13 protein-coding genes are annotated in these 14,374 nt (G+C 40.7%); 8 read left to right on the top strand and 5 right to left on the bottom strand.

The annotated features are described in order from the left end of the window. Positions 1 to 118 precede the first annotated feature (118 nt). On the top strand, positions 119 to 1,420 hold the full coding sequence (locus Q0890_RS09840; RefSeq protein WP_299220187.1) for an AarF/ABC1/UbiB kinase family protein: 1,302 nt from the start codon (positions 119 to 121) through the stop codon (positions 1,418 to 1,420). Positions 1,421 to 1,447: 27 nt separating this feature from the next. Here Q0890_RS09840 and Q0890_RS09835 read toward each other — a convergent pair whose 3' ends face one another. Next, entirely contained in the window at positions 1,448 to 2,278 is an 831-nt protein-coding gene (locus Q0890_RS09835; RefSeq protein ID WP_299220185.1) for an ion transporter, read from the bottom strand. Between the two features lie 350 nt (positions 2,279 to 2,628). Here Q0890_RS09835 and Q0890_RS09830 point away from each other — a divergent pair, with 350 nt between their 5' ends. Next, positions 2,629 to 3,378, top strand: a complete 750-nt coding sequence (locus tag Q0890_RS09830; protein WP_299220183.1) for a YebC/PmpR family DNA-binding transcriptional regulator — start codon at positions 2,629 to 2,631, stop codon at positions 3,376 to 3,378. Between the two features lie 104 nt (positions 3,379 to 3,482). On the opposite strand, the gene Q0890_RS09825 is transcribed toward Q0890_RS09830, so the two are convergent. Then, entirely contained in the window at positions 3,483 to 4,055 is a 573-nt protein-coding gene (locus Q0890_RS09825; RefSeq protein ID WP_299220182.1) for a methylated-DNA--[protein]-cysteine S-methyltransferase, read from the bottom strand. A gap of 52 nt (positions 4,056 to 4,107) precedes the next feature. Then, positions 4,108 to 5,076 carry a signal recognition particle-docking protein FtsY gene (gene ftsY / locus Q0890_RS09820; protein WP_299220854.1) on the bottom strand — a complete coding sequence of 323 codons (969 nt, stop codon included), beginning with the start codon at positions 5,074 to 5,076 and terminating at the stop codon, positions 4,108 to 4,110. A 786-nt stretch (positions 5,077 to 5,862) separates the two neighbouring features. Here ftsY and Q0890_RS09815 point away from each other — a divergent pair. The 4 genes from Q0890_RS09815 (at position 5,863) to Q0890_RS09800 (ending at position 9,588) form a co-directional block, all read left to right on the top strand. Continuing rightward, positions 5,863 to 6,084, top strand: a complete 222-nt coding sequence (locus Q0890_RS09815; protein WP_299220179.1) for a hypothetical protein — start codon at positions 5,863 to 5,865, stop codon at positions 6,082 to 6,084. Between the two features lie 84 nt (positions 6,085 to 6,168). After that, on the top strand, positions 6,169 to 6,369 hold the full coding sequence (locus Q0890_RS09810; RefSeq protein ID WP_299220178.1) for a hypothetical protein: 201 nt from the start codon (positions 6,169 to 6,171) through the stop codon (positions 6,367 to 6,369). A 101-nt stretch (positions 6,370 to 6,470) separates the two neighbouring features. Continuing rightward, positions 6,471 to 7,937, top strand: coding sequence for a pitrilysin family protein (locus Q0890_RS09805; RefSeq protein ID WP_299220852.1), 1,467 nt, complete (start codon positions 6,471 to 6,473; stop codon positions 7,935 to 7,937). Between the two features lie 94 nt (positions 7,938 to 8,031). Continuing rightward, positions 8,032 to 9,588: a pitrilysin family protein gene (locus Q0890_RS09800; protein WP_299220176.1), complete on the top strand. Its 1,557-nt coding sequence runs from the start codon at positions 8,032 to 8,034 to the stop codon at positions 9,586 to 9,588. Between the two features lie 51 nt (positions 9,589 to 9,639). Here the strand turns inward: Q0890_RS09800 and Q0890_RS09795 are convergent, their stop codons facing one another. Next, a complete protein-coding gene (locus Q0890_RS09795) occupies positions 9,640 to 10,176 on the bottom strand; it encodes a hypothetical protein (RefSeq protein WP_299220173.1) in 537 nt (178 codons plus the stop codon). A gap of 254 nt (positions 10,177 to 10,430) precedes the next feature. Next, on the bottom strand, positions 10,431 to 11,447 hold the full coding sequence (locus Q0890_RS09790) for a D-Ala-D-Ala carboxypeptidase family metallohydrolase (RefSeq protein ID WP_299220170.1): 1,017 nt from the start codon (positions 11,445 to 11,447) through the stop codon (positions 10,431 to 10,433). 212 nt (positions 11,448 to 11,659) lie between these two features. Here Q0890_RS09790 and rodA point away from each other — a divergent pair, with 212 nt between their 5' ends. Both rodA and Q0890_RS09780 read left to right on the top strand, forming a co-directional pair. Further along, positions 11,660 to 12,802 carry a rod shape-determining protein RodA gene (gene rodA, locus Q0890_RS09785; protein WP_299220168.1) on the top strand — a complete coding sequence of 381 codons (1,143 nt, stop codon included), beginning with the start codon at positions 11,660 to 11,662 and terminating at the stop codon, positions 12,800 to 12,802. An 893-nt stretch (positions 12,803 to 13,695) separates the two neighbouring features. Further along, on the top strand, positions 13,696 to 14,310 hold the full coding sequence (locus tag Q0890_RS09780; RefSeq protein WP_299220165.1) for a septal ring lytic transglycosylase RlpA family protein: 615 nt from the start codon (positions 13,696 to 13,698) through the stop codon (positions 14,308 to 14,310). Positions 14,311 to 14,374 lie beyond the last annotated feature (64 nt).

Raw genomic sequence — 14,374 nt, 5'->3', positions numbered from 1 at the left:
AATTTGGTTTTGGTATGAAATGTTTTATTGGTAGGAAAATTGCATCAAACATAGCTTGTTCTTAGAACAACTCTTAATTTTTGGACAAAAACCAAAAAAATAATATACGGTGATATGAATGGCAAAATCGTCCGGAAAACGCTTTATGAAACTTGCTGGTATGACTGCAAGTATTGCAGGAAAGGCCGCTAAAAACTCACTAAAGCACCTCTCTAGTGACGAAGAAAAACGTTTGGAGGCACGCTCAGCACTGATGCAAGATGTGGGTGTTCAAATCGCTGAGACCCTTGGCGAGATGAAAGGCGCTGTCATGAAAGTGGGACAAATCGCTTCGCAATACAAAGATGTATTTCCACCAGAAGTGGCAACTGCGCTTGAAAAACTGCAAAAAGATGCGCCGCCCATGCAGTATGCACAGATACGCGCACAAGTAGAGCGCGAGCTTAAAGCGCCCATCGATGAGCTGTTTGATGAATTTGAAGAAACCCCTTTTGCAGCTGCTTCTATTGGTCAAGTACATAAAGCCACTCTCCCCTCTGGCCAAAAGGTGGTGGTGAAAGTTCAATATCCCGATGTGGATGAAAATTGTGACAGTGACCTAAAACAAGTACGTGTGGCGCTAAAAATTGCTGGTGTGCTTAATATGAGCCGCGAGCTACAAGATAAGCTATTTAATGAGATACGGCAAAGCCTCTATGATGAGCTTGACTATACTAAAGAGGCGCATAACTTACGGGTATTTGGTGCATTTCACGCCGAAGATAAAGGTCTTATAATACCCAAAGTCATAGGCAGCCATTCTTCCAAACGAATTTTGACCTTGACAGAAGAGATGGGAGAAAATTTGACGGTAGCTGCGACCTGGGACAATGATATCAAGCAAAAAATAGCAGAAAGATTGTTTCATTTTACCGCCGGTCAGCTATTTGGTTTATACCGAATGCACTGTGATCCTCATCCAGGTAATTTTGCTTTTCGGACTGATGGTAGCGTAGTCGCTTATGATTTTGGTGGTATTCGCAGCTATAGCGATAACGAAGTACAGTTATTTCGACGGTTTGCCAAGCATGCTATAAAAGCCGATGTGACTGCTCTTGAACAGGACTTGGTTGCGCTAGGCATACGCCGGACTGATGATACGGACATTCCTGGCGAATTCTACCAAGAGTGGCTTGCTATTGGTCTTAAACCTTTATCTATTTTGCCTTATCAACAAGACGCTTTTGATTTTTCTAGTAGTCAGGTGCATCATGAAGCCATCACTCAAATGCGCACGTCCCTAAAATACTTTGGTCAGTTTCAGCCTTCTGCAACGACAATGATGCTTGATCGTACTGTGTCAGGACAATATTGGAATTTGGTGAACCTTGGTGTTGAAATCGATCTCTCACCTTTGGTTGATGAATACATTGAATTATAAAAAGTACAATAGTAGCACTAAAGGCGTTTAGACATGCAGCGCATGCCCACAACGATCGCAAAATGTGGCGCCAACGGCATGACCAAACTTTCCACAATTAGGGCAAGTAATAGGATTAAGCTGTGGTCGCATGTTACGTGCCAGCTCTGATGTAAAGATACCCGTTGGTACTGCGATGATCGAATAACCTGTAATCATGACCATGGTCGCAATTGCTTGACCCAGCGGTGTCTTTGGCGAGATGTCCCCGTAACCTACTGTGGTCATGGTAACAACTGCCCAATAGATAGATAATGGAATGCTTGTAAAGCCATTCTCCGGTCCTTCTACCACATAAATAACCGAACCAAAGATGGTCACTAGTAGGACAAGTGACAAGAAAAACACGGTGATTTTTTGCTGGCTGGTTTTGAGTGCAGAGGCCAAAAAACCTGCCTGCTGCATGTAGGCTTTGAGCTTGAGCACACGAAAAATACGCAAAATACGTAAGATACGTATTACCAGCAGGTACTGTACCCCTACAAAAATTAAACTTAGATAGCTTGGCAATACAGACAATAAATCTACTATACCAAAAAAACTAAAAACATACCGAAGTCGATTGGGGGCCGAAAATAGCCTGAGACTATACTCAATCGTAAATAAAATGGTAAAAAACCATTCTGCATAAAAAAACAGTGTGCCATACTGCAAGCGCATATATAACACACTATCAAGCATTACTACGGCGACACTGGCTAAAATTGCAATCAACAATACAATATCAAAGAGCTTACCCAAACGAGTATCTGTGCCTTCAATAATGATGTGAATGCGGTTACGCAAATGAGTAATAGCTTCAGCGGTTGGTTGCTTCATAGAGTCAGTGGCTTCATAAAATCAATGGCTGGGTAGCACTTCATGATTTAAAGTGTGATGAATAAGCGCAAATTAGTCAAAATACGCAAAATTGGTCTATAATATTGATCGCTTATAACCATTGTTGCAACGTGTAAGATGCCACAGTGTAGCAAAAAATAGCGCTCAACAACATACAAATTGCTAATGTCGGTGTAAGCTTATAACATTACAACAGTAAATACAGCGCTTAGTTATGCTGAGATTGGTATGTACTAAAACATGTAAACTTGGTTATAACGCAGTATATATAATAGGTATGACTCACATTGATATCATACTAAAAAGCATATAGCACTTAAGGACATACTATGGCAGGTCATTCAAAATGGGCAAACATCAAACATCGCAAGGCCCGTCAGGATGCAGTAAGAGGTAAAATATTTACCAAAGTTATTCGTGAAATCGTTTCCGCCGCTAAGCAAGGAGATCCTGATCCTGACAAAAACCCACGTCTTCGCGCCGCTATAGAAAAAGGCTTATCGGTTAATATGACCCGCGATACCATTAATCGCGCGGTTGATCGCGGCACAGGTGGCGGCGATACTGAAAACATGGATGAAATTAGCTATGAAGGCTATGGTGTGGGCGGTGTCGCTGTTCTGGTCGAGACGATGACTGACAACGTCAATCGTACCGTCAGTGAAGTACGTCATGCCTTTACCAAATTCGATGGTAATTTGGGTACTTCAGGTTCAGTTGCTTATTTATTTACTAAGCGCGGTGAAATCACTTTTAATGATGTTAGTTTAGAAGATGATGTAATGTTAGTGGCCTTAGACGCTGGCGCACTCGATATCGAAAATGACGGAACATCGCTACTTGTGGTCACTGATGTAGACAATTTCGGCCAAGTTAAAGATGCCCTTAATGCGGCAGAATTGGTCTCCGATAATGCTGAAGTGACAATGTCGCCATCAACCATTGCTGAAATAGACAATGTCGATGATGCCGAAAAAGTCATGAAAATGATTGATATGTTAGAAGATATAGATGATGTGCAAGAGGTTTATAGCAATGTAAACTTCTCTGCTGATGTCATGGCACAACTTGAACAATAGATATCGTTGCTCATTTAATAATTGATAATTTAATACAAGAAAGCCAAACGTTTTTAGCGTTTGGCTTTCTTGCTTCTCATACCCTTTTATTATAATTATTGACATTAGAACTTGCTCATCGACCCCTCAAGCTCAAGTAGATAACGCTTCTTATCTAATCCACCAGTATAACCACCCAGCTTGCCATCACTAGCAATCACTCGGTGACAAGGCACAATAATACTAAAAGGGTTTTTGCCATTAGCGTTGGCCACCGCACGAAAGCCCTTAGGATTACCAACGCGCTTTGCCAGTGTCGCATAGCTGATGGTTTCGCCATGATTGATACCTTGTAGAGCTTGCCATACCTGCTGCTGAAATTCGGTACCCAAAGAGATGTCTAACGGCAAATCAAAAGCGTTACGTCTGCCATCAGCATACTCATTAAGCTGTTCGATAGCCGTCAGTAGTAAAGATTGAGTAGCATCACTACTGCTCAAGTCATTTTTGTCTATAAACTTAAAGTCATCATCATTAAGCACATAGTGCTTTTTAATCTTATCAAATGATTTAGAATCACGCCATGATTTGTCATTTAATAACCAATTGACTTCAACAAGCTGAGGCGTACTATTCTCATTAGTATTTGCTATTAAAATTAGGTGGTGTTGACCAAATTTCGTTGTAGTTACTATCATAGTTATCTCCAACTTGGTTTTACTGGAATGATAATAAAACTGTTAAAAAATCTTAGCTTTCATTTGTATCAAAAAGTGCTGCGACAAACTGCTTTGGACTAAAGGCACGCAAATCATCGATTGACTCACCAACCCCAATATAACGAATCGGTACATCCGTGGTTTCGGCAATATTAAACACGACGCCGCCTTTCGCTGTACCATCTAACTTGGTAATAGTGATGCCTGTCAGCGGCACAACCTTGTTAAACAGCTCCACTTGGTTGATAGCATTTTGACCTGTGCCCGCATCAAGAACGATCATGCCCTCATGGGGCGCGCTTGGATCTGCCTTACGCATGACACGTACTACTTTTTCAAGCTCCGCCATCAGATGCGTTTTGTTTTGCAAACGTCCGGCAGTGTCAGCTATCAATACATCGATATTCTTTGCTTTGGCTGACTGCATCGCATCAAAAATGACAGAAGCGCTGTCAGAACCATGGCCTTGAGCCACAACCGGAATGCTGTTACGCTCACCCCAGATTTGTAACTGTTCAGTAGCGGCAGCGCGGAAAGTGTCACCAGCTGCCAACATAACTGACTTACCCTCGCCTTGTAAGCGCTTGGCAAGCTTACCAATAGTGGTGGTTTTCCCCACCCCATTAACACCCACAACCAAAATAACAAATGGTTTTTTGCTCGTATCGACAACCAATGGCGCAACTTTTGGCGTTAAGATATCAACGAGCTCACTTTGCAGTGCTTTATATAATGAATGCGCATAAATCAAATCGCCACGCGTTGTTTGCTCAGTTAAACTTTTGATAATACGGTTGGTTGCATTGACACCAATATCGGCGACTAATAGCTGGTCCTCTACCTCTTCTAACAGCTCATCATCGATCTCTTTGCCACCGATAAGTATGCTCACCATACCTTCTGCAAGGTTTTTACGTGATTTACTAAGTCCCGACTTCATGCGGTTAAACCAGCTGCCTTTTTGGCGACCTTGCGTCTCGTCTTCTTGTAGCTGATCCATTTGGCTTGCATCATCATCAGCCAATGCCTGGGACGTACTTGGTACAGCTTGTCTCACAGCATCGTCAGTGTTGGTTTGTTTAGTGTCAGCTGGTAGATGCTGGCTAGCAGTATTATCAGTCCACTGCTCTTGTAGCGGCATCTTTGGTATAGCAGTAGGATCAATCTTGTTTTCGATTTGGTCATTGCTAACTAATGCATCATTACCCGTATGCTGTGCCTCAGGCATTATAATCGGTGCACCTAACGCTATTTGTTCTGCTTCCTCTACACCTGCTGTGTCTGCACTTGACGTCTGACTGCCTTTTTGGTTCTGACTAGCAGCTTCAATAACGCCGTCAGGCTCATCAATAATGGGGACTGATTGCGTCGGCAGACTTGGTAAGGTAATATCATCGTCATCTAAATCATCAAGACTACCATCAAGGTTGATGACCACGCGATTGGCATTATTTGGATTATTCATAAGCTTGCCCTAAAGGTTAATAATGTCAGTAATATATTTATTTTGTAATGAATAATGGTGTAATTGACGTCAGTATATCTAATATCATCAAAACGAAAGCTTCATTCTTGTGCTAGTTTAGCATAATTCAAGTAGCGCTTAGCGCGGAGCAGGATAGTGAATGATACAGTAATAGTAGAGTTACTATAAAATTCGGTTAAGGTTTAGACACATAAATCTGACTTTACCAAACGTAGGTTTCGCTACAGTCAAGCTTATACTTATCTGCTTTGAGCTATTTGTTATTCATCCAATCTTTTTATTTATTGAATAGGAGCTGCTATGTCCCCTTTAAAGCAAACTGGCATCTCAAAATATGCATCTTTGCCGCAGCGCAAATATTTATTAGAGTCTGACTCTACACATGCTCTCGACAATAAAAAAGCCAATTGGCCAGCGCTATCTTTGGTCGCAATACTGTCTTTCTCAACAGTCGGCTGCGCATCTTTGCAAGCATTAGAGCCAACGGCTGACTTGATTAATGATCTAAAGAAGATTTTGTAAATTTGTAACGCTATACTAAGATTAAAGATAAGTTTACAAGAGCATTCTTTATACAAACTGGGTTTTAGAATATTAGGAATACTTATGTCATCAACAGTAACGTTTATACCAATTCATAAAGCCAAAAATAATTCTGCTAAAAAACCTTTTCATTTGGCACTTATTGTCAACATAGGATATGCATCAATTATCTCTATACTGCTGTTATCAGTCGTAGGTTGTAGTACGACGCAAGCATTTAAACCAACCGCCAGTGTCATTGTTGGTGGACACAAAACACTATAGTACATAGCACCTAATGCTTGGCCTTTGATCGTTTATCCTTTTTCTTCATTTTTATTCCAAATTTATCATTCACTGTTTTATAAGTAGAAAACCCTATGTCCTTGTCTTCACCATTATCTGCTATCTCGTTACGTATTGCCTGTTCCTTAGCGCTTGCTACTACCTTGGCTGCCTGTCAAACCAGTAACTTCCAGCAAACGGCTACGCCTGACACAGTAATCGCTAAGCCAGCCGCGAGCTCGGATTTGGCTATCGATATGTCAGGTCGGCATGAATATCAGTTAGAAAATGGGCTAAAAATCATTATCAAAGAAGATCATCGTGCGCCAGTCGCGATGACGCAGATTTGGTATCGGGTTGGCTCAGCAGATGAACCGTTAAACAAAGGCGGCATCTCGCATTTGCTCGAACACATGATGTTCAAGGGCACAGCTGACGTATCAAGTGATGATTATGAACGCTTGATTGCTAAATTTGGTGGCGTTAACAATGCGTTTACCAGCTACGATTATACGGGCTACTATGAGCTATTCCCAGCCAATAGAATGCCTTTAGCCTTAGAATTAGAGGCAGATCGGATGACCAACTTAGTCTTTGATGACCAAGCTTTTGTTAAAGAGCATCAAGTGGTCATGGAAGAGCGCCGCCAGCGTACTGATGACAATCCACTTGCCAAAGCTTACGAATCGTTTCGACTATTGGCCTTACCGGATAGTCCTAAAGGCGAATCTGTCATCGGACCCATGAGCGAGCTTGAATCGATTGAGCTGTCAGAGTTAAAAGATTGGTATAAAACTTGGTATGCCCCTAATAATGCAACCTTAGTTATCGTGGGTGACGTTAAGCCAAAAGAAGTCTTGGCGCAAGTTCAACGCTACTTCGGTGATCTGCCTGCCAGCAAACTACCAACACGTCCTACCGTAAAGCAGCAAGGCTTTCGTGGTTATCAAAAAGTTGATTCTGAGCAGGCCGTACAAGTGCCCGTATTATTAATGGGTTACAACGTTCCTAGCCTAACAACCGTTGGCGCGGATAATGAAAAGCAGGCTTACGCGCTATCACTTGCCCAAGATGTCTTAGATGGCGGGTTATCGGCGCGCCTAGAAAGCCGACTCATACGTGAGCAAGGTTTACTCACCAGCGTCGGCACTTCTTATGATTTGCTTGATCGCGGTGATGGACTGTTCTTAATTCAAGCAACCCCGCGTGAGAGCATAAGCTTAACGCAAGCACAGGATGCTATTACGGCTGAAATCAATAAACTGGCCACCGATCCTATCAATGCTGATGAAATCAGTCGTGCCAAAACCAATACTGTGACAGGTTTAGTCTATGCGCAAGACAGTATGCAAGGCCAAGCACGCATGATAGGTTCGCTGCAATCTATTGGACTTGATGACAGACTGCTTGCAAGCTTACCTACCAAGCTTGATGGCGTGAGCGTCGCTGATATTCAGGCTGCTAGCAAAAAATATCTTGTAAAAGATAATTTAACTGTCATGCATATCGTGCCACCTGAAGAAAAAATGGATAAAGCTAAGATAAGTAAGGCTCAAGCAAATAATTGATCATCAATAATTAAAACTCAGTGCGGAGAACAAGATTGTACTCCACTCCATTTTTAAGAAACTCGTTATTTAAGAACATTATAAGAAGACAAATATGACTCAGAAAACCTCGATACCCATTATAAAAAAAACGCCTCACCATAAAGATATAAAACAGTCTAAACCTACTCGTAAGTCTTATCTTAGTGCCAGCATCGTAGTAGGATTAACTACGTTTATCACTCCAGCTTATGCAGATTCAGTCGGTGCTGAAGAATATCGTGAGCCCGCGGCTGCGGTCGATGCGAACGCGCCCATTGCTGCTCTGTCTAAGCTGACTAGTCTTAACAACGTCAAACCGTTACAAGTAACTGTACCAACTATCGAACATTTTAAAACGACAGCTGGCGTACCCGTATCATTTGTACGCGCAACCACGCTACCTATCGTCGATATTGATTTGCGTTTTAACGCAGGTAGCGCACGCGATGCTAATATACGCTCGAACGGTTTTGGCATTGCCAATATGACCGCTACCATGCTCACACAAGGCACTGAGAGCTTGAGCGAAGATGACTTTACGCGAGCGGTTGAGACATTAGGGGTTCAGTTAAATAGTAGTGCTTATAAAGATATGTTTATCGTCTCATTACGTAGCCTCTCTGATGACGAGCATCTTTTACCAGCCGTTGATCTGATGACGCAAATACTAACTAAGCCAAATTTTGATCAGTCAATTTTAGCGCGTAATAAAGCCCGTTTATTGGTTGGCTTGCAGCAGCAAAAACAAGACCCTAATAGCCTTGCCAGCCTTGCTTTTGATGAAGCTTTATATGGTAGCCATCCTTATGCCCACCCTTCATCGGGTACGCTTGACACTGTACCCAGTATCGAGAGAGAAGATCTGACTGATTTTCAAGATCGCTACCTTGTCGCTGCCAATGCATCCTTAGCAATGACTGGTAACTTGACGCTCGCTCAAGCCAAAAAACTCGCTGAAGACATTACTGCTAATTTACCTAAAGGTGTGGCAGCGGACGCTTTACCTGAGCCAAGACCCCTCACCCAAGCACAGCATATCCATATCCCCTTTCCTAGCACCCAAACCACAGTATTGATGGGCCAATTAGGTAATAAGCGCGCCACCGATCCACAAGCGCAGCAGCAACAAACCAACTTTGCAGTAGGCAACGAAGTATTAGCAGGTGGTAATTTTAATGCGCGCTTAATGACAGAGATTCGTCAAAACCTAGGCTATACCTATGGAATATCTGGCTCTATGAATCCAATGCTGGCTCGTGGTCCTTATCAGATAGGTTTTTCAACGCGCAATGACAAGGCTCGTGACGCTATTGATGCAAGCCTAGCAGTCATCGATGATACGTTAGATAGCGGGATTACTAGTAATGAGATGCGTCTGACCACGGACAATATGAAGAATAGCTTCCCAATGGGCTTTGCAAGTAATGCAGGTATTAATGGCTTGCTAGGAATGATGAATTTTTATCAACTGCCAGATAACTATCTGACGGATTATATAACGCGTATTGACAATGTGAAGTTATCAGGGGTTAACCAGACTTTGCGCAATACTCTTGAACCAGACAAATTCTTAATCGTGACAGTTGGGCAGGATGATCCTTGGAAGAACAAAGAAATGCATGCTGAGTAGCGTTTTTAGCAAAAATTATTAATATAAGATCAGAAACCGTGTTGCGGATATTTAGTCCGTAACCGTTATCGCCACATCATAGCTCAAGTGTTTAGGCTTATAGGTAGCGCCATTATAGGCTAACCGAATCACATGCTTATCATAAGACGTTACTTTATACTCCCCATTAGCAAAATTATGTAAAGTAGGTACAATCAGTAGTGCCTCTATTTGTCTATTGTCGACATTGACATCGAGACGCTGCCCCGTATTTAGATATAAAAAATAGTCGCAGTAATCATTGACCATCACTTCAGCTACGCGCTCGATATCATTACTATTCATGTCTTTTTGTAGCAGTTTGGGGCAGACATCTGCACGCTGAGCCGCCAGCCTTGCATAAGAGTTGGTAATGTTATCTTCGATGTTTGCTGCTTCAAGCTGTTTTTGCGTGTTTGTCGCAGTATTAGCTTGACTATCGACAGATAGTTTTGGACTACAAGAATAACTAAAGAGTACAATTGATACTATAACAACAATCAGGGCTAGATATGACATATTTGATTGAGTACGGTAGGCATTCGATATTATAGACCGGAAACACTTCATAAAACCTGCTTGTGTCAAACCTGAGTTTTCTGTCTTTTAACAAGAAACTGTATAAAATATGGACAATTATTTATCGATATTAAAGCATTATTTGAGACTAAGTTACCAGCTTTTAGTGATTAAAGGTTCAATCTCACGATAATATGACACTTATCTCGCGCTCGAGTCTTGTTTGACAGGGTCATTATACTTAAAACATTTAAGATTGTAATTTTTACCGTATTTTATCTTTTGAGTCACAGTATTGTTTGTGTTTAATAGCGACATGATGAGCTACTACTAGTATGATTAAAGCCCCACTTTCGATAACCTTGCGTATCTAAATGAATTGCACCAGTTGAATATAACCCCAGTCCAAAGTTGTGTGATTGACCTTGATATTGCCAATACTGGCATAAATTGTCTTGCAAATTACTCAACTGCCAAAGATCATTCTCATATTCAGGCACCCAAATATCTATAGCACCTGCGGTCATATGTTTACTACTGTTTGCACCACCTGCACAACCATTAAGTCCTGGACTACGATATACCGAGCGTATTTTACTACTTGCAGGTAAGATACCCTGATTCTTTAGATTGGCATAAAGTCTCAAAGTAGGAACGATATTTGACCACAGCTCTTGCGGCGGTAGCTGATAAGGTTCATAGCCACATTTGTCCCAACTACGAGCAGTAGTGAGCAGCTCTTTAAGTGGCGGTACGTTTTGAGCACCAATCTGTGCGCTCAGGTAACGATGATAATTGGCAACCTCTTGCGCGCGAAAACTACTGCTATTTAACCAGCTATCAAAGTCCATATTGATCATACTGTTATAAGTATTACTGGCTGTATTGTATTTAGGACTATAAGTCACTTTTTTAATGTTTGATGTATTATAATTTGGACGAGTATTAACATTTACCCGTTTGTTCTCTTCGATCGATAGCTTGGTATCAAGCTCATATTCGCGTTGTTTTTGTTCGATTAAACCCTGCATACTATCGCCACCCAGTACAGTTGCTCGACTACTGGTACTGGCAGAAGGTGCAATATAAGCATTACTGCTGCTATGACGTACTTGAATACGGCGCTCGCTATCATTCAAAATCGCAGCATGCCCAACAACACTGCTGCTACAAGCGATAAATATAACTAAGAGTTTTATAATTGATGTCATATAGGGTTTTAGTATTGTAGGAGAGATGGCTTTTTGAGAAATACAAATTCCGGTCTGCTTACATACAGATTTATGGATAAACTTATCAAGCCTATTATTTACGTGAGTCATGTGGGTCGTTATCATTAACAAATATTTTATCGATACTATCAAATTTTACGCAAGCAAGCTAAACTATTGCTCCTAATAATAGTGAATAATTTGGCTATTTACTGCTGGCATTGTCATGTTTGGTGATTAGATTACTCTTTTACTGCTATACAATAAGCACTTACAAACCAGTCCTTTCCATATACTTTCCATGATTACAGTCATTTTTGCCTATGTCCTTTAACCCACAGTACCGCTTTTCTCGCCAAAGCCATCATTTCGGTCAACGTCATGAACGAACGCTGTGGCAACATATTCATATAGACCCATGGCTCACGATACTGTTACTACTTATCTGCTGTATTGGGTTAACTATCCTATATAGTGCTTCAACTCAAGACGTTGGTATGGTTCTGAGGCAGGCGGTCAGCTATGGCGTGGCTTTTACAGTCATGTTCATTATGGCTCAAGTACCGCCTAGCCTCTATCGTACATTGACGCCTGTATTTTATGTCATGGGACTGATACTACTGGTATTGGTTGAGATTATTGGTGAAGTACGAATGGGGGCACAGCGCTGGATCAATTTACCAGGATTTGGTAGCGTTCAGCCATCGGAGTTTATGAAGCTTGGTATGCCAATGATGTGTGCATGGTTTTTGTCCAAACGAGATTTGCCACCATCATTTTCCAGTATTTTAATTACCTTGGGCATTATTATTGTGCCAGTCATACTCATTGCAAAAGAGCCGGACCTTGGTACCTCTTTGCTGGTCGCCGCGAGCGGACTCTTTGTTTTATTTTTGGCAGGTCTATCTTGGCGACTGATTTCAGCTGCAGCCATCCTAGCCGTACCTCTCATCGCTATTGCTTGGAATTTTTTATTACATGACTATCAGCGTACACGCGTATTAACATTGCTAAACCCTGAGGCCGATGTTCAAGGAGCCGGCTGGAATATCATTCAGTCAAAGACGGCCATAGGTTCTGGCGGATTATCAGGTAAAGGCTACTTAGAAGGTACACAATCACAACTTCATTTCTTGCCGGAAGGCCATACTGATTTTATTATTGCAGCTTTTTCAGAAGAGTTTGGTCTATTTGGCGTCATATTACTGATGCTGATATATGCGTGCTTATTGATACGTGCACTCTATATTGCTCTTACGCAACCTGATATCTATAGTCGCCTATTGGCTGGCGCTATCGCCATGTCATTTTTCGTGTATGTATTCGTCAACGTCGGTATGGTAGGAGGTATTCTACCAGTAGTGGGTGTCCCTCTACCCTTTGTCAGTTATGGTGGCACTGCAATCGTAACATTGATGGGAGGGTTTGGGCTTTTGATGTCCATCCATACCCACAAATCCGAATAAACACTCAAACAAAGTCCACTATCCTATAACACGATACAAAATCTGCTCATAAAACCATGTAGCAGATTTTTATTGCTTAAGCCAACTGTCACATACAGCTTACCCTAAATATTATAGACAAAAAGATGCGTTGTTGGCTGTAATTTCAAATAACTGTCAGAAAGATATAACTCAAAATCAAAAAAAGTCTATAAAAAATAATAAGCACGCGCATACATAATAAAAATTTTATAAATGATTAATTATATATTCAATATATAGCATATAGAAAATACATTATAAATAATGAAAATTCGTATAAATGAATACAAACGAATTTTATAAAGGTTCTAAAGTATTTTTGTGTAACATAAAAACGATTAAAGTAAAAGATAGACAAAAATCTATCGTTTATAAAACATAAGACATTGTTATTATTGCTTAAATATTTATTCTATTATTCAAGTTCACTATAGTATTTACTGAAAAACTAACATTTGTCAGTCTATATTAACGCTTGCCATTTACAAAAAATTGCGTTACTCTCTTTTTTATACTATTTGATACATAACCAATACAGTTCTAATAAGAAAGATTGCAATTAATTATATTCTAGTCGTAGCTATTACGTATAGTCAGCAATTATCTTTCAAAGCTACTACCTAAGTTAACGTACTCATAACAAATCCAAGTAATTGCATTTTTATATGATTAATAGTTGGTTTTATATTAAAAACTTTCAACATAAAAATTATTCCTATCCTAAAGCCTGTTTAATTACTGTTCCTACGTACTAGCTTTTACATTGTAGGAAAGGATAAACAAGTTGACGCATTTATAGATTTGCTGAATTTTTTGCGCTCAATACAAGGTTTTAGATATCAGGTCTTAACATATAAGTTATAGAGGTACCTATGAATAAGCGTCTATCTGGTTTACTTACAATATCGGTATGTCTGTTTGCTGGCTCTGCTGTAGCCTCTAATACTAATGCGATTGAAGCAAAAACGTCTCTCTCTACTTTATCTCAAGACAACACCTCTCATATTGATCGTGTCCTTGGTGAGCTTACTCGTCAACATGATAACGCTTCAAGCTTAGTTAAATCTGCGCGTCAACCAGTGTCATTGGCTATTAACAGCTCTTTGCTCGCCGATGATACGAGCCAAGTTACTGATGATGAGGATGTATTAGAGCGATTGACTGCTGTCGCTTCTAATTCTGTCAGTAAATTCAAACAGACTGGTCTTGCTTCTTGGTATGGACGTAAGTTTCATGGTCGCAAAACAGCCAGCGGTGATACTTTTGATATGAACGGTTTGACTGCCGCTCACCGCTCCCTACCTTTGAATTGCTATGTAAAAGTGACCAACAAAACCAATGGCAAAAGTGTGGTTGTAAAAGTAAATGATCGCGGCCCATTCCACGGTAATCGCGTTTTAGATTTGTCTTATGGTGCAGCCAAACGTTTGGGTATTACCAATAAAGGTGTTGGTAATGTATCAATTGAACGTGTTTCAGGTCCATAGTTTTAAGATCGATGACTATCAGATTGCATTAGGTCTGTAAACGATTTTAGAATTTAGATGTATG

It is taken from the genome of uncultured Psychrobacter sp. (assembly GCF_947488565.1).
Lineage (GTDB): Bacteria > Pseudomonadota > Gammaproteobacteria > Pseudomonadales > Moraxellaceae > Psychrobacter > Psychrobacter saeujeotis.
The sequence above is the reverse complement of the archived record's forward strand: the minus strand, read 5'-3'. Positions and strand labels throughout refer to the sequence as shown.